Genomic DNA, 16,268 nt, shown 5'->3' on the forward strand with positions numbered 1-16,268 from the left:
ACCGGGATGAACCAGGCTCACTCGCTGATGCGCTGAACGACGGCGCCGCAGCGGGTCAGCTTCTCCTCGAGCCGCTCGAAACCGCGGTCGAGGTGATAGACGCGGGAGACCGTGGTTTCGCCCTCGGCGGCAAGGCCGGCGATGACGAGCGAAACGGAAGCGCGCAGATCGGTTGCCATAACAGGCGCGCCGCGCAGGCGCTGGACACCCTCGATCTTCGCCGTCTGGCCGGAGAGCGTGATCCGGGCGCCGAGCCGGGCAAGCTCCTGCACGTGCATGAAGCGGTTTTCGAAGATGGTCTCGGTGACGTGCGAGATGCCGGAGGAACGCGTCATCAGCGCCATGAACTGCGCCTGCAGGTCGGTCGGGAAACCCGGGAAGGGGTCGGTGACGATATCGACCGGCTTGATGCCGCCGCCGTTGCGCTTGACGCGCATGCCGTTGTTGGTCGCGGAGATATCGGCGCCGGCGCGGCGCAGCGTTTCCAGCGCGGTTTCGAGCAGCGACACATCGGTATTTTCCAGCACGACGTCGCCGCCGGCCATGGCGACGGCCATGGCATAGGTGCCGGTTTCGATGCGATCCGGCAGGACGCGGTGGCGGGCGCCGGAGAGCGAAGTGACGCCTTCGATGGTGATGGTCGCGGTACCGGCGCCGGAGATCTTGGCGCCCATGGCGTTCAGGCAGTTGGCGAGGTCGACGACTTCGGGCTCACGGGCGGCATTGCCGATAACGGTCGTGCCGCGGGCAAGCGTTGCCGCCATCATCATCACATGGGTGGCGCCGACCGAAACCTTCGGGAAGGTGTAGCGCGCGCCGATCAGGCCGCCGTCCGGGGCCCTGGCGTTGATGTAACCGGCGTCGATCTCCATGGTCGCACCGAGCGCCGTCAGGCCTTCGATGAAGAGATCGACCGGGCGCGTGCCGATGGCGCAGCCGCCCGGCAGCGACACGCGGCAATGGCCTTCGCGCGCCAAGAGCGGCCCGATGACCCAGAAGGAGGCGCGCATCTTCGAGACCAGTTCATAGGAAGCGGTGGTATCCACGATGGTGCGGCAGGTGAAATGGATCGTGCGGGCGTAGGAATCCTCCTGGCGCTCGCGGCGGCCGTTGACAGCGACATCGACGCCATGATTGCCGAGGATGCGCATCAGAAGTTCGACATCGGCCAGATGCGGCACGTTTTCCAGCGTCAGCGTGTCGCTGGTCAGAAGCGAGGCGATCATCAGCGGCAGTGCGGCATTCTTGGCGCCGGAAATCTGAATGATGCCATTCAGCTCATTACCGCCGACGATTCTGATACGATCCATGTGCGCTTACTTCCTGAAAGTTCTGGCTTGAAAGAGGAGTGAGGGTGTTTAGGGGATTTCTTAAGAGGCTTCAATTCGTGCCGGACGGAACATTACGATTCGTCCATTTTTGCGGCGGGCAGCCCATTTGTTTCGTCGGCCTGGCCGGAACGGCGGGCGCGCACCTGCTGTTTGCGCCGTGAAAGATTTTCCCTGAGCTTTTCGGCAGCGCGCTCGCGGCGCAGCTTCGCCTGTGCCTCGATTGCCTCTTTGCGGCTCTGGTGGCCGGTTTCGGTCTTGTCGTTCATGTCACAGAATTAACCGAATTCGCGCCGATCCAAAAGTCCCCCGCATCGCAATCCACGCGAAGTTGGAATTTGCGGCTTGCGCTTGTCGTCAAGCTGTGGCAATAGCCGCCCCGTTCCCGCGATTGAGCCGCCCGGCTCGCACGGGTCCTGGTCCTGCTGCCGTAGCTCAGTGGTAGAGCACACCCTTGGTAAGGGTGAGGTCGGTGGTTCAATCCCACTCGGCAGCACCAGTTTTCCTTTAAGAAAGAACCGTAACGATACCGCCGGGTACTAGCCCTCCCCTGCGCAGCTCGACGCTCAGCCGCATTTAAATTGTAAAGTGACCTCGCCCGCCCGTGTAATTGCATTCGTTCGGCACGGCATGAAATCATTCAGGAACGCGCGAATGGTCGCCAAATGATTTGAATAAGTAGTGGGTGCTGCAATGGCTACGGTCATGTGCGGGATGCCCGGCGCCGTCACGAGATGCGTTCCACGCAGCTAATTGGCTAATTTCCAACGAGATCATCTGAGTGCGGCCGGTAATCTTCGCCACCAGTCATGTCCTCAGGACGACATGACACCCCGATAAATATAAACGACAGCGAGAACTGAGCTAGAAAGACAAACATTTTTGTGCTCGGGTCGCCATACCAGTTATAGAAAAACTGATCTCCAATATCCGTGTTCTGGCGTTTTGTCTTAATGTCATTTGGGAGCATTGGCGCGGCTGTGCGGATGAGGTCGTCTGCGCTTTTCTGGATGGCCTGCAGTCGATATGTCCTGATCATGTGCGTCATTGGCATCACTTCTCCCATGTGCATGTAATACAGCGCACATGTAAGCCGACGTTCAAAAGCTTCGAAAGCGACACGGTTCTCATTGGGCAGCTCAACGATTGGCGCGTTGGCTACTGGTTCGTCAGCCGGATGCTCGAAATTATACAATGTAAGCGCCGGCTTCTTTGCGTTTGCTGACATATCGATTTTAGGAAGGTACCGCGGCGCATTATTGCGGACGCCAGCTATGAGCTTCTGAAATTGTATAGTTTGTTGTTCTCCATCGTGGTTTCCCATTAGGAGATAAAGCGCGACAACCTGCTCGAGCGGGCCGGCGCCATTGTTGCAAGCCTCGCAAGCTGGGAATTCGTAACCTTCCGGCCAGACGCGGTTCCTGAAACACTGCCGAGACGGGACATGGTCGATTGTTTTTGATTCGTTGCCACAGAAGAAGCAAAGCGGGTTTTCACTCAGGAAGTGTCGCTTTCGTGTTTTGCTGGCCCCCATTTACGGATGTCCTTTAGACGCAGTTATCGATTTCCTGCAGAGTCGCCTTATGCAACGGAGGCTGCATTCCCCGGTCAGCGGATATCTCTGCGCCGTGAGTGAGAGCCGGCACCACCAGCGCCCCGCAGAAAAAGCAGCCCGGATCAATTTGCGATCTTAACCCATGTCGGAGCCCCTCAGCTTTCCCGAGAATGGTAGCGGTAGCAGGGCGCAAGCGCCTTACAACTTATCTGCTGCTCAAAACTCCTCCTGGCGTGCACGCCCCGGCAATCCGCCTCCTCAAGCTGAGATTCCACCTCATCGGCAATGAACGATTCACCATTGTTGACCGCAAAAATCGCGCTAGAATGGCTATCATGGCGGCGTCCCTCCTGAGAATAGAGAGGCGCAGCACCTGTTTCTGTCGACAATCGTGGAGGAGTATCGATGGCAACTGAACGATGGAACAGCCCGGTCACGGTCGGTTTCGAAGGAGCCGATGCGCGAACGGTCACTGGGCCGTTCGATGCCTTGAAATGCCTGGCGGATTTCTGGCCGACTTCGCGCGGACTTCATTATATAAAGGCTCGCAGCACCTGCCGGGCCGCGCTCGACGGTCGCAAGAGCGTGGAGGAGGCAAGAGCCGAATTCCTGGCCGCGGCTGAAGAGGCGCAGCTGAAGCTGCACTAGCACGGCAAGGACCTCCGGACGTTATTGGTTTGTTCGCCTATGCGTGCCGGAACGATACATTGTTTAATTTTCACTTAACCCTGCATCGAGCAGGTGCCGGGTTTTGGCGCAAAAGGCGTTGCGCCTCAGACTGCTGTTTCGATAGAAAACACCCAGCCATCATGATGATGGTCAGAGGCTCGTCACCCGAAACGCCGGCGAGCCTCGTTCAGGCGAACCCGATTTTCAGCAGGCTGTGCCGCTCTCACTCTCCACCTCAACATAACCGACACCGATGATCGTGCCGTCGCCCGTGCGGATGAAGGACGGCAGATAGTGCGGCTCTGCCGGCTGGCAGGCGGCCGTTTCGGTATATTCGTTGAGCGCGACCTGGTCCTTCGGAAGCGCGGAATAGTTCGTGCCGGTTTCGAGCGAGGCATAGGCAGAGCCGGCAAAGACACCGCAACCGATAATCAAGGTCGTTGCCCAGAGGCGAGGAAGCGTCTGCATGATGGTCTCCAGCGTTTCGATCCGGCATTTCAACACGCGGGGGCTCACTTGGTTCCCTCAGCGCCGCAACAGGCGGCTATGCACATAGCCTCGGCCGACGACGCTTTCGGCGATCTCGACCGCCCGTTCGACATCGCCGTGCCGGTGCACGAAACCTTCGAGGATGACATGGGAACCAAGCATGCTGACGGTGATTTCCTCAGCGTCGAGATCATCGGCGGCATGGAGGGCGCTCTCGACCGAAGCGCGTGTCGCCGCCTCGCCATGGCCCTGCCGGCCGGGCTCGTCATGGTCTGGGAATACAGGAAACCCGATCACTTAAGCGTCTCCTGAGGTTGGTATATCCAGGTTAACGTGGCAACGGGGCTTTCGTTGCGGTCCGCCGGTCTCGACGGGGTATTCGCGCGTGATTTCTGCGGACCAGATTTGACCCACCCTTGGCGAAAACTGCTGCGGCTTCCATATCTGGCTGCAGTCGAAAGAGGAATGACGACGATGAAAGTGCTGATGCCCGCCTTGTTTGCCGCAGCATTGCTGGCCGGCTGCTCCTCGGCCGACAGCCCGGCGCTGGAACCCATTCCCGGTAGCATCACCTATGGCGGCCAGCCGCGGACGAAGCTCACCAAATCGCCGGTCGGCAGCGCCGTCTACAATCAGTTCTATAACGAGAGCGGCCAGCGCGTGGAGGAAACCTATATTCTTCAGCCGGACCGCAGCCTGAAGCTGGTCCGGCGCGTGGTGGGGCCCGATTTCCCCGAATGAGACTTGCGCCGTTACAGGCTTGACAGCGGCTGAAATCGCGAACATTCAAGGAACATCTAATCTTTCTCGCAGTGATTCTGCGGGAGCCCGACCGGACGGCTGGATGTATCTCGAAAAGCTCAATCCCCAGCAGCGCATGGCCGTCGAGCACGGCACGCTCACCGACGGCAGCCACATTGCCGGGCCGCTGCTGGTCATCGCCGGCGCCGGTTCCGGCAAGACGAATACCTTGGCGCATCGGGTCGCCCATCTGATCGTCAAGGGCGCCGATCCCCGCCGCATCCTGCTGATGACCTTTTCACGCCGGGCCGCCGCCGAGATGGCGCGGCGCGTCGAGCGCATCTGCCGCGACGTGCTCGGTTCGAAGGCCGGCGTCATGACCGATGCGCTTCATTGGTCCGGCACCTTCCACGGTATCGGCGCCAGGCTGCTACGCGAATATGCCCAGCAGATCGGCCTCGACGCCGATTTCACCATTCACGACCGCGAAGACAGCGCCGACTTGATGAACCTCATCCGGCACGATCTCGGCTTCTCCAAGACGGAAAGCCGCTTTCCGGCCAAGGGCACCTGCCTTGCCATTTATAGCAGGGCGGTGAATTCGGAGACGGCGCTCGACCAGGTGCTGCGCGACGCCTTTCCCTGGTGCGCGGCGTGGGAAAAACAGCTGCGCGAGCTGTTCGCCTGTTATGTTGAGGCCAAGCAGAGCCAGAACGTGCTCGATTACGACGACCTCTTGCTCTACTGGGCGCAGATGGTCGGCGAGAGCGTGATTGCCGAGGATATCGGCAGCCGCTTCGACCATGTGCTGGTCGACGAATATCAGGACACCAATCGGCTGCAGGCCTCGATCCTGATGGCGCTGAAGCCCGCAGGCCGGGGGCTCACCGTCGTCGGCGACGATGCGCAGTCGATCTATTCCTTCCGTGCGGCGACGGTGCGCAATATCCTCGATTTTCCCGCCGCCTTCAGCCCGCCCGCCAATATCGTCACGCTCGACCGCAACTATCGCTCGACGCAGCCGATCCTGACAGCCGCCAATGCGGTCATCGATCTCGCCTCGGAGCGCTTCACCAAGAACCTCTGGACCGAGCGGCAATCGGCCGAGCGGCCGCGCCTCGTCACGGTGCGCGACGAGGCCGATCAGGCGCGTTACGTTGCCGACAAGGTGCTCGACAATCGCGAAGAGGGCCTCAAGCTCAAGCAGCAGGCGGTGCTCTTCCGTGCTTCGCATCACAGCGGGCCGCTGGAGGTCGAGCTGACCCGGCGCAACATACCCTTCGTCAAGTTCGGCGGGCTGAAATTTCTCGACAGCGCCCATGTCAAGGACATGCTGGCAGCCCTTCGCTTCGCGCAGAACCCGCGCGACCGGGTGGCGGGTTTCCGGCTGATGCAGATCCTGCCGGGCGTCGGGCCGTCGACGGCGCAGAAGGCGCTCGACCTGATGGCCGAGGATGCGAGCCCGCTGTCGGCGCTCGCCGCCATGCCGGCGCCGCCGCGCTCCGGCGAGGACTGGGCGGGTTTCGTTTCCATGCTGCAGGAGATGAAATCCGGCAAGGCCGGCTGGCCGGCGGAAATCGAGCTGGCGCGGCAATGGTACGCGCCGCATCTGGAACGGCTGCATGAGGACGCGACGACGCGGCAGGCCGATCTCCTGCAGCTCGAGCAGATTGCCGGCGGTTATGCCTCGCGCGAGCGTTTCCTCACCGAACTCACCCTTGATCCGCCAGATGCGACCAGCGACCAAGCCGGCGTGCCGCTGCTCGACGAGGACTATCTCATCCTGTCGACCATCCACTCGGCCAAGGGCCAGGAATGGACGAGGGTTTTCATGCTCAACGTGGTCGACGGCTGTATTCCGAGCGATCTTGCCGTCGGCGCCACCGCCGAGATCGAGGAAGAACGCCGGCTGCTCTATGTGGCGATGACGCGCGCCCGCGACGGCCTCGACCTCCTCGTGCCGCAGCGCTTCTTCACCTATGGGCAGAATGCGCAGGGCGACCGGCACGTCTATGCCTCGCGCAGCCGCTTCATTCCCGCCACCCTGCTGCAGTTCTTCGAGGCCTGCAGCTGGCCGCAGGTGAAATCGGAAGCCGCCGCCCAAGCGCAGGCGCGCCAGGTGCGCATCGATGTCGGCGCCCGCATGCGCGGGATGTGGCGATAGAATGCGTCGCATAGATCGGCTCTATGCGACGCCGTTTGGTTCGACGCTCAATAGTCCCAGAAGACTGGCACCCAACGGAAGGCTTCGCCGTCCACCGCCACTCGGCCGACGGAGGGGAACGGCAGGTGCGTGGCCACCAACTGTTCACCCGTTGCCGCCAGCTCCCGCAAGAGATCGCGGCGAACACGAGCCGCTTCTTCGGGATAGTGCTCGAAACCATTGTACCAGTCGGGGTGCTCAAACCCGACCGCAAAGATGGCGTCGCCGGCGAATGTCAACCTGTCGCTCCCCGATGCCAGGCGAACCACGCTGTGTCCGGGAGTGTGGCCGCCGGTGCGCTGGGCCACCACACCCGGCGCCACCTCGGACTGCTCGTCGAACAGCCTGAGGTGGTTGCCGTACTGGCTGAGGAACCGCTTTGCGGTCGCCCGAAGCGCGTCGGGGAAGCCCGGCGGCATCGACACCTGGCTGAAATCGGGCGCTTCCCAGAACTTCGCCTCGGCAGCCGCCACGTGAATCCTGAGGTCTGGACGCAGCCGGTCCTTCACCCCATCGACCAGCAGGCCGCCAATGTGGTCCATGTGCAGGTGGGTCAGCACCACGTCAGTCACCGAACCAAGATCGATGCCGGCAGCCTCCAGCCGCCTGATCAGCTGCCCGGCCCGCGGCAAGTTCAAGTCCGGGTCCAACCCCAGTCCGGCATCGATGAGGATGGTCTGCCCACCGCTGCGGACGAGAACGACGTTCAGTGCCCAGTCCAAAGCGTCCTGCGGCAGGAACATGTCGCCCAGCCACACCGCCCGGTCGGCCGCATCGACGTTGTGTCCCAGCATCGCGGTCGGGAGCGGCAGCACTCCGTCGCTGATGATCAGAACCTCGATATCGCCGATCCGCACCGCGTAGCGCGACGGAACCAATTCGTCGGGCTGCGGTCTGCCGGGCTGTCGGATGCTGTTTGTCTCCTGCTGACCAGTCGTATGAGGTCTTGCTTCTGCCTGTGACATGATGCGCTCCTGTTTTGCGTTATCGAGAGGTGTCGGTACGGGTCACCTTGCCGACACTAAGTCGGAGCGTGTTTGGCGGTCGATCGGATCAAGGAAGAGAAAAGGCTACTCCTTAGTACAGGGCAGCCTGTGGTTTCGGCTGGGCGCAGCGACGATTTGGTGGTGAAGCGGCTGGCATGAGGACGCATAGCTTCTGGCCCGAGGGACCTGCCTGCATCATCCCTGCAGAAGGAGATACCGCATCAGAGCGAAAGCGGTGGCTCGGCCGGTTTCAGGAAGCGCTCGACCTTTTCCGCCGTCACCGCCTCGACCGAGGCCGGCGACCACTTCGGATCGCGATCCTTGTCGATGACGGCGGCGCGGATGCCTTCGAAGAAATCCGGATTATCCAGCATCTGCAGGCAGGCGCCGAGTTCGCGGCCGAGGCATTCGGCAAGCGAGGTGCTGCGGCGGCCTGATCTCAGCAGCCGGAGAGCGAGTTTCAGGCTGGTCGGCGAACGGGTCAGCAGCACCCGGCGGGTCTCGGCGGCGAACTCACCCTCTTCCTCGGCGAGAGCCGTGAGGATTTGCTCGACGCTATCGAAGGAAAATGTACGATCGATGATCGCGGCGTTCTGCTGTAGCCGGCTTTCTCCCCGAGGCTCGGAAAGACCCTGGAGCACGGCGTCGACATCGGTCGATGAACTCCCGCGCGGCACTCCCGAAAGAGCATCGATCACCGCGTCGAGCCGCGACGAAGCGACCTGAAGATCGGCCAGACCGGCATAGATCGCGTCCGCAGCGCCAATATCGAGCCCTGTCAGGCCGAGCCATGTTCCGGCCTCGCCGGGTGCCTTCGGCAACAGCCATGTGGCGCCGACATCGGGGACATAGCCGATGCCGGTTTCGGGCATCGCCAGCCGGGTGCGCTCGGTAACGATGCGGTGGCGGCCATGCGCGGACAGGCCGACGCCGCCGCCCATGGTGATGCCGTCCATCAGCGCCACGTAGGGTTTGGGGTAGACGGAAATCATATGGTTGAGACGGAATTCCTCCCGCCAGAAGGTTCCGGCGAGGCCGTCGCCGGCCCGGGCGCTCTCATGCAGCGCGCGGATATCGCCGCCGGCGCAGAAGCCGCGTTCGCCTTCTCCCGTCGCCACGACAATCGCCACTTCGGCATCGCGGGCAAAGCCGTCAAGCGCCTCGGCGATCGACCGGATCATCGCCAGCGTCAGGCTGTTCAGCGCCCGCGGCCGGTTGAGCCGGATGATGCCGGCAGCACCTCGCCGCTCGATGATGACTTCGCTGTCCTGCATGGTTCACCCTCCGCTGTTCAAGCCTTTCCTGGTCAGATTGAACCATTCTACCCGGGAAAGGCTTGAAACCATGCATAGACGACGATGCGGCATCGCTCCAGAGCATTTCCGGCAAGCCTGTAAACAGGCTGCTGCCGCGCGTCGTTCAGAACGATGCGGCGGCAAGCGCCCGGTGGATGCTGTGCAGGTCGTCGACATTTCTGTTCGACAGGAAGAGCTCCCAATCGAGCGAGCTCTGGACGATGGTCTCAAGCGAATCGTGGCGGGGCTCCCAGTCGAGCACCTGCCTGGCGAGCGAAGCATCGGCGACGACGCTTGCCGAATCGCCGGGGCGGCGCGGCGCCATATGGATTTTGAAGGAATGTCCGTGCAGGCGGGTGACCATGTTCAAGACGTCGAGCACCGAATAGCCGCTGCCATAACCGCAATTGGCAACGAGCGAGCCTTTGTCCCTGCGCAGATGCTGCAGTGCTTTCAGATGGGCATCGGCAAGATCGGTGACATGGATGTAGTCGCGCACGCCGGTGCCGTCATGGGTGGGATAGTCGATGCCATAGACATGGACGCTGTCGCGTTTGCCGAGTGCTGCCTCGCAGGCGACCTTGATCAGATGCGTGGCGCCTGCGGTCGACTGGCCGGTACGGTGATCGGGGTCGGCGCCGGCGACGTTGAAATAGCGGAGCGCGACATAATTGAAGTCATAGGCGGCGGCGGCATCGCGCAGCATGAATTCGGTCATCAGCTTCGACTGGCCGTAGGGATTTTCCGGATTGAGGGAGGCATTCTCCTTCACCGGCAGGTCGTTCTGCTGCTGACCGTAGACGGCGGCGGTCGACGAAAACACGAAATTGCGGATGCCGGCCTTGATCGAGGCGGAGAGAAGCGCCCGGGTCTTGCCGGAGTTGTTGTCGTAATAGGAAAGCGGATCGGCGACCGAGACCGGGACGACGGCGGAGCCGGCGAAATGGATGATCGCCTCGATGTCGTTTTCGATGAAGATCTTCTTCAAGATGTCGGGATCGGCAATGTCGCCGAGGTAGAAGCGCGCTGCCGGCGCCACGGCCCAGCGAAAGCCGGTGGAGAGGCGATCGAGCACGACCACGTCCTCGCCCGCATCGATGAGCGCCCAAACCATGTGACTGCCGATATAACCGGCCCCGCCCGTCACCAAAACCGCCATGTCCCACACCCCTGCTTTCGCTTTTAGAAGCAGGGGCATCAGGCGCCGGTTTTTCTTTCCAATTTTCTTATCGCAGGTCCGTTCGGGACCCTTTCAACGCTTATGTTTGGAGTCGTGGTTAGAGGCCGATTTCGGGCTTTGCTCAAGTTTTAGCGATGCGGCCATTCCGGTGCAAAATCGGTCCGGCGCGCGCTCTCGCCGGCCCGTTCAGAGCTTGACGATATAATCGCAGAGCCGCTCGGCAGCGACCGCTATCTGGCCGGGGTCGCGCAGGAAACAGGCGCGCAGGAACAGCTCGCCGCCGGCGCCGAAAGCGGTTCCGGGGGCGAGACCGACGCCCGTCTTGTCGACGATGTCGATCGCGGCCCTGCGGCTGTCGGTAACCCCGTCGATCTTCAGGAAGGCATAGAGTGCGCCGTCCGGCTTCAGCGTCTCGACGCGGTTGGTGGCAATCAGCGCATCGCAGAGGATGTCGCGGGAACGGGCGGCCTTGGCGATGTTGGCGCGCACGAAATCGTCGCCTTGATCGAGCGCCGCGACGGCGCCCTTCTGCATGAACTGCGCCACACCCGATGTCGAATACTGGATGAGGTTTTCGAGCACCTGCCCCATCTCGGGCGGAGCGACGATCCAGCCGACGCGCCAGCCGGTCATCGACCAGTTCTTCGAGAAGGAATTGACGAAGATGATCTTGTCGCCTTCATCCATCACGTCGAGGAAAGAGGGCGCGCGGCCGCCGGCAAAGTGATAGAGCGCGTAGATTTCGTCCGCCATGATCCAGAGATCATGTTTGCGGGCAAGGGCGAGGATTGCGCCGAGATCCTTTTGGGTTGCGGTCCAGCCGGTCGGGTTCGAGGGTGTATTGATGAAAAGACCCCGAGTCTTCGGCGTGATCGCGGCTGCGAGGCGGTCGAGATCGAGCCCCCATCTGCCGCCCTCGAACTGCAGTTCGACGCCGACGGCGCGCGCGCCGGCGATTTCGAGCGCGGCGGCGATATTCGGCCAGGCCGGGGTGAGATAGACGAATTCGTCGCCGGGCGAGGTCAGCGCCTGCACGGAGATCTGGATCGCCTGCATGCCGGAGCCGGTGACATAGAAATGCTCGACCGGCAGGCGGACGGAAAAATGCCTGAAGTAATAATCCGACAGCGCCCGGCGAAGCTCGGGAATGCCGCGCTGCCAGGTATAGAAGGTTTCGCCTGATGCAAGCGCCTCCATCGCCGCCCGGCTGATGAAATCGGGCGTCGGCAGATCACCTTCACCCACCCAGAGCGGCAGCAGGCCTTGCCGGCCGCGGGCATAATTGACGACTTCGACGATCCCGCTTTCGGGCGCCGCTACGGCGCGCGGACTGAGGCTGTTCATGATCGACATGCATATCTCCGGTTTCCGCCTTCATAAAATATTTATGCCGGCAAATCCCATGATATCGAGTGATGGCATATCGATTTTCGTGATGAATGGCCGGGCTGGGCCGGTGGTAGAAAATCCCTCTGGGAAATTGACACTTGCCCCTCATCCGCCTGCCGGCACCTTCTCCCCCGTTCTGACGGGAGAAGGGGATCTGCCGCGACCTGTCCAGTCCCCCTACCTCTCGCAAGGCACGTCCCCTCTCCCCGTTTTTACGGGGAGAGGGCCGGGCATGGAGGGCGGAACCGCCGACTTCAGCCCCGATCAGGCCGTCGGGCGCGTGGCGAGGAGATCGCGGATCTCCGTCAGCAGCTGAACATCCGCAGGCGGTGGGGGCAGCTCCTCCGGTGCGGCCTTTTCCTGGCGCTCGACCTGCAGGCGCAGATAGTTGACGCCCTTGACCATCAGAAAAATGATCCAGGCCAGAATCAGAAAGTTGATGAGAACGGTGAGGAAGCTGCCATAGGCGAAGACCGCACCCTGGGCGCGGGCGGCGGCAAGTGTGGGCGCGTTAACGGCCGAGGAAAGCGGGAGAAAGTAATTGGAAAAATCGAAGCCGCCGAAGACGGCGCCGACAACCGGCATGATGATGTCGTCGACCAGCGATTTGACGATGCCGCCGAAGGCGCCGCCGATGATGACGCCGACTGCAAGATCCATGACATTGCCGCGGGCGATAAAGGCCTTGAACTCATTGAGCATCCGATCCGTCTCCCTTCGATCCATTTCAGAGATATGCAGTTGTTTTCAGTAGCTACATCTTCATTGCAATTAATCAATTGCAAATCGCAATAATCGGGCCGAAGCTCCCCGCGTGCAACCTTTGACTTAAGGCTTAGACGGGCGGGAATTTTCAAGGCTCCTGAAATGACTTAAGCTCATCTGCATTGCGGGAGGTGCCGGCGGCTTCTCGCCGGCGGAGAGTCAATGCTTCCAGGCTGGGTCATATTCGCGTCTGCCTTCGGCTATCTGCTGCTGCTTTTCGCCGTGGCCAGCTATGGCGACCGCAAGAACCGCGGCCCGGGTGCGCTGGAAGGCGGATGGCCCGTGGTCTATGCCTTGAGCCTGGCGATCTACTGCACCTCCTGGACCTATTTCGGCAGCGTCGGGCTTGCCGCGCAACGCGGCCTGGAATTTGCCGGCATCTATATCGGTCCCATTCTGGTCTTCACGCTCGGCATGCCGCTGCTTCGCCGCATCATCGAGCTTGCCAAGGCGGAGAAGCTCACCTCGGTCGCCGATTTCGTCGCCGCGCGCTACGGCAAGAACCCGACGGTCGCCACCATCGTCGCGCTGATCTCGCTGATCGGCACCATTCCCTATATCGCGCTGCAGCTGAAGGCGATCTCCAGCACCGTCAGCGCCATGGTCAATCCGTCCGATTACGGCATCGGCAGCGGCAATCTCTACTTCCTCGACCTGCCGCTCGCCGCGACGCTGGTGCTTGCCTGCTTCGCCGTCATGTTCGGCACGCGGCATACGGATGCGACGGAACACCAGGACGGTCTCATCCTTGCCGTCTCGATGGAATCGGTGGTCAAGCTGGTCGCCTTCCTTACGGCCGGCGTCTGCGTCATCTGGTTTCTGTTCGACGGTCCCGTCGATCTCTGGCAGAAGACCGTCGAAAACAGCCTGGTCATGTCGGCGCTGAATTACCATACGCCGATCAGCCGCTGGATCACCCTGATCATGCTGTCGGCTTTCGCCATCATCCTGCTGCCGCGGCAATTCCACGTAACGGTCGTGGAAAACCGGACGGCGAAACAGCTGAAACTCGCGGGCTTTCTGTTTCCCACCTATCTCGTCGCGATCAATCTCTTCGTACTGCCGGTGGCGATCGGCGGGTTGTTGACCTTCGGCGGCGCCGGCAATGCCGATTTCTACATGCTGTCGCTGCCGCTTGCCGGCGAGATGCCTGTCATCACGCTGATCACCTTCATCGGCGGCTTTTCTGCCGCAACGGCGATGGTCATCGTCGATTCCGTGGCGCTGTCGATCATGGTGTCGAACGACATCATCATGCCGATCTTCCTCAGGCGCAAACTTGCCGGCCGCACCGGCCAGCGCGACGATTTCGCCAAGACGCTGCTCAACATCCGCCGCAGCGCCATCTTCGCCGTGCTGCTGTTCGGCTATGCCTATTACCGCTCGACCGACAGCACGGCCGGCCTTGCCTCGATCGGCCTTCTTTCCTTCGCGGCGATCGCGCAGATCGCCCCTGCCCTGTTCGGCGGGCTGATCTGGCGGCGGGCGAATGCGCGCGGCGCCATCCTCGGGCTGACGTCCGGCTTCGTCATCTGGGTCTATCTGCTGTTCCTGCCTTCGCTCGGCGGCCCCGATTATTCCTACGTGGCAAGCGCCGTGCTCGGCTTCATCTTCCCCGGCGCGACGCTGTTTACCGCGCCCGACGCCGATCCGCTGGTCAATGCGACCGTGATGAGCCTGCTCGTCAATACCGCCTTCGTCATCGTCGGCTCGCTCACCCGCAATGCCAGGCCGCTGGAACGCATCCAGGCCGGCATCTTCGTCAAGCGGCATTCGCGCTCGCAATTTGCCACGCGCGGCTGGAAGACCCGCATCAGTGTCGGTGACCTCAAGGCGGCGATCTCGCGCTATCTCGGCGAGGAGCGCATGCAGCGCTCGTTGACGACCTATGAGCAAAGCTCCGGCCGCAAGCTGGAGGACGAGCAGCCGGCCGACATGGCGCTGATCCATTTCAGCGAACAGCTGCTCGGCAGCGCCATCGGCTCATCCTCGGCGCGCCTGGTGCTGTCACTGATCCTGCAGAAGATCGAGGATGCCTCTTCCGACACCGCCTGGCTGCTCGACCAGGCGAGCGAAGCGCTGCAATATAACCAGGACATGCTGCAGACCGCGCTGTCGCAGATGGACCAGGGCATTGCCGTCTTCGACAGTTCCAACCGGCTAACCATCTGGAACCGGCGCTTCCGGCAATTGCTCGATCTGCCTGAGAACGCCGGTCAGGTCGGCTTTCCCCTCTCCGAGATCGTCACCATTCTCAGCCAGCGCGGCGACATCGCGCCCGGCGATCAGCAGCAGACGGTGCGGCACTTCCTGACGCTCGACAAACCCTTCTCGCTGGTGCTCGGCGGCGGCGAGCGGATCATCGAGGTGCGCTCCAACGCCATGCCCGACAAGGGCATCGTCGCCACCTTCACCGACATCACCCAGCGCGTCAACGCCGACCAGGCGCTGAAGCAGGCGAACGAGACGCTGGAGCAGCGGGTCGCCGAACGCACGGCCGAGCTTACTCGCGTCAACCGCCAACTCGCCGAGGCGCGGGCCGCTGCCGACGAGGCGAACATCGGCAAGACCCGCTTTTTTGCCGCCGCCGGCCACGACATCCTGCAGCCGCTCAACGCCGCCAGGCTCTATTCCTCCGCCCTGGTGGAGCGCATGGCGCAATCGGACAACAGCCCGATCGTGCGCAACATCGATTCGGCGCTGGAATCGGTCGAGACCATTCTCGGCGCGGTGCTCGATATCTCCAGGCTCGATACCGGCGCCATGCGGCCGCGGCTCGCCTCCGTGGCGCTTTCCGACCTGTTGGAGCGGATCGAGACCGATTTCGCGCCGATCGCCCGGGAAAAACAGCTGAAGCTTGTGGTCATGCCGACGTCGCTGCGCGTGCGCTCCGACCCCAACCTTCTGCGCCGCCTGGTGCAGAACCTTGTTTCCAACGCCATCAAATACACGATCACCGGCAAGGTGCTGGTCGGGGCGCGGCGGCGCGGCAATCAGGTGATCATCCAGGTGATCGATTCCGGCATCGGCATTCCGCCGTCGAAATTCCGCACCGTGTTCAAGGAATTCGCGCGGCTGGACGAAGGCGCGAAAACCGCTTCCGGCCTCGGCCTCGGCCTTTCGATCGTCGACCGCATCGCCCGCGTGCTCAACCACCCGGTCGAGCTGCAGTCGACGCATGGAAGGGGCACGGAATTCCGCATCGCCATACCGCTCGACATCTCGCGCCCGGCCGAGGCCGTCGCGGCCATCGCACCTGCCGAGCGGCCGTCACAGCCGCTCAAGGGACTGAAGGTGCTGTGCATCGACAACGAGCCGAAAATCCTCGAAGGCATGCGGTTGCTGCTCAGCGGCTGGGGCTGCGAGGTGACGGCGGTGCATTGTCTGGCCGATGTGATCGCAGGCGACGGCCGTGGCGGACCGCCGGATCTCGCCATTGCCGATTATCATCTCGACGACGGAACCGGCATTGCCGCGATCCTGCATCTGCGCCGGCAGTTCGGCGCCGATATCCCCGCCTTGCTTGTGACCGCCGACCGCACGCCGGAGGTGCGCGGCGAGGCCGAGCGGCACGACATCGCCGTTCAGCACAAGCCTGTGCGGCCGGCGGCGCTACGCGCCTATATCACCCAGATTTCCGGGTTGAAACGCGCGGCTGCGGAGTAGGC

The 16,268-nt window shown here is 62.3% G+C and carries 14 protein-coding genes and 1 tRNA gene; 5 read left to right on the forward strand and 10 right to left on the reverse strand.

Annotation, left to right across the window (positions count from 1 at the left end):
- Nucleotides 1-17: 17 nt before the first annotated feature.
- Together murA and A7X77_RS01135 are read right to left on the reverse strand one after the other, a co-directional pair.
- Entirely contained in the window at nt 18-1,310 is a 1,293-nt protein-coding gene (gene murA / locus A7X77_RS01130) for a UDP-N-acetylglucosamine 1-carboxyvinyltransferase (RefSeq protein WP_064681200.1), read from the reverse strand.
- Nucleotides 1,311-1,402: 92 nt separating this feature from the next.
- A complete protein-coding gene (locus A7X77_RS01135) occupies nt 1,403-1,597 on the reverse strand; it encodes a hypothetical protein (protein ID WP_009996058.1) in 195 nt (64 codons plus the stop codon).
- Between the two features lie 155 nt (nt 1,598-1,752).
- Here A7X77_RS01135 and A7X77_RS01140 point away from each other — a divergent pair.
- A tRNA-Thr gene (locus A7X77_RS01140) sits at nt 1,753-1,827 on the forward strand.
- Nucleotides 1,828-2,085: 258 nt separating this feature from the next.
- On the opposite strand, the gene A7X77_RS01145 is transcribed toward A7X77_RS01140, so the two are convergent.
- Nucleotides 2,086-2,862 carry a hypothetical protein gene (locus A7X77_RS01145; RefSeq protein ID WP_064681201.1) on the reverse strand — a complete coding sequence of 259 codons (777 nt, stop codon included), beginning with the start codon at nt 2,860-2,862 and terminating at the stop codon, nt 2,086-2,088.
- Between the two features lie 426 nt (nt 2,863-3,288).
- Here A7X77_RS01145 and A7X77_RS01150 point away from each other — a divergent pair, with 426 nt between their 5' ends.
- Nucleotides 3,289-3,531: a DUF982 domain-containing protein gene (locus tag A7X77_RS01150; RefSeq protein WP_064681202.1), complete on the forward strand. Its 243-nt coding sequence runs from the start codon at nt 3,289-3,291 to the stop codon at nt 3,529-3,531.
- A gap of 225 nt (nt 3,532-3,756) precedes the next feature.
- On the opposite strand, the gene A7X77_RS01155 is transcribed toward A7X77_RS01150, so the two are convergent.
- Nucleotides 3,757-4,020: a hypothetical protein gene (locus tag A7X77_RS01155; RefSeq protein WP_064681673.1), complete on the reverse strand. Its 264-nt coding sequence runs from the start codon at nt 4,018-4,020 to the stop codon at nt 3,757-3,759.
- Nucleotides 4,021-4,077: 57 nt separating this feature from the next.
- Complete coding sequence (locus A7X77_RS01160; protein ID WP_064681203.1) at nt 4,078-4,338, reverse strand: BON domain-containing protein; 261 nt, start codon at nt 4,336-4,338, stop codon at nt 4,078-4,080.
- Between the two features lie 177 nt (nt 4,339-4,515).
- Between A7X77_RS01160 and A7X77_RS01165 the strand changes: the two genes are divergently transcribed.
- Together A7X77_RS01165 and A7X77_RS01170 are read left to right on the forward strand one after the other, a co-directional pair.
- A complete protein-coding gene (locus tag A7X77_RS01165; protein WP_064681674.1) occupies nt 4,516-4,782 on the forward strand; it encodes a hypothetical protein in 267 nt (88 codons plus the stop codon).
- Between the two features lie 103 nt (nt 4,783-4,885).
- Nucleotides 4,886-6,946: an ATP-dependent helicase gene (locus tag A7X77_RS01170; protein WP_064681204.1), complete on the forward strand. Its 2,061-nt coding sequence runs from the start codon at nt 4,886-4,888 to the stop codon at nt 6,944-6,946.
- Nucleotides 6,947-6,993: 47 nt separating this feature from the next.
- On the opposite strand, the gene A7X77_RS01175 is transcribed toward A7X77_RS01170, so the two are convergent.
- The 5 genes from A7X77_RS01175 to mscL form a co-directional block, all read right to left on the reverse strand.
- Complete coding sequence (locus tag A7X77_RS01175) at nt 6,994-7,950, reverse strand: MBL fold metallo-hydrolase (RefSeq protein ID WP_064681205.1); 957 nt, start codon at nt 7,948-7,950, stop codon at nt 6,994-6,996.
- A 242-nt stretch (nt 7,951-8,192) separates the two neighbouring features.
- Nucleotides 8,193-9,245 carry an enoyl-CoA hydratase/isomerase family protein gene (locus tag A7X77_RS01180; RefSeq protein WP_064681206.1) on the reverse strand — a complete coding sequence of 351 codons (1,053 nt, stop codon included), beginning with the start codon at nt 9,243-9,245 and terminating at the stop codon, nt 8,193-8,195.
- A 145-nt stretch (nt 9,246-9,390) separates the two neighbouring features.
- Nucleotides 9,391-10,425 carry a UDP-glucose 4-epimerase GalE gene (gene galE / locus A7X77_RS01185; protein ID WP_064681207.1) on the reverse strand — a complete coding sequence of 345 codons (1,035 nt, stop codon included), beginning with the start codon at nt 10,423-10,425 and terminating at the stop codon, nt 9,391-9,393.
- 207 nt (nt 10,426-10,632) lie between these two features.
- The gene (locus A7X77_RS01190) at nt 10,633-11,799 is read right to left on the reverse strand and encodes a pyridoxal phosphate-dependent aminotransferase (protein WP_064681208.1); all 1,167 of its coding nucleotides are present in this window, start codon (nt 11,797-11,799) and stop codon (nt 10,633-10,635) included.
- A 300-nt stretch (nt 11,800-12,099) separates the two neighbouring features.
- Nucleotides 12,100-12,537, reverse strand: a complete 438-nt coding sequence (gene mscL, locus A7X77_RS01195; RefSeq protein WP_064681209.1) for a large conductance mechanosensitive channel protein MscL — start codon at nt 12,535-12,537, stop codon at nt 12,100-12,102.
- Nucleotides 12,538-12,762: 225 nt separating this feature from the next.
- Here mscL and A7X77_RS01200 point away from each other — a divergent pair, with 225 nt between their 5' ends.
- Nucleotides 12,763-16,266, forward strand: a complete 3,504-nt coding sequence (locus tag A7X77_RS01200) for a PAS domain-containing hybrid sensor histidine kinase/response regulator (RefSeq protein ID WP_064681210.1) — start codon at nt 12,763-12,765, stop codon at nt 16,264-16,266.
- The last annotated feature ends 2 nt before the right edge of the window (nt 16,267-16,268 follow it).

The sequence above is a fragment of the Rhizobium bangladeshense genome, assembly GCF_001662075.1.
GTDB lineage: Bacteria > Pseudomonadota > Alphaproteobacteria > Rhizobiales > Rhizobiaceae > Rhizobium > Rhizobium bangladeshense_B.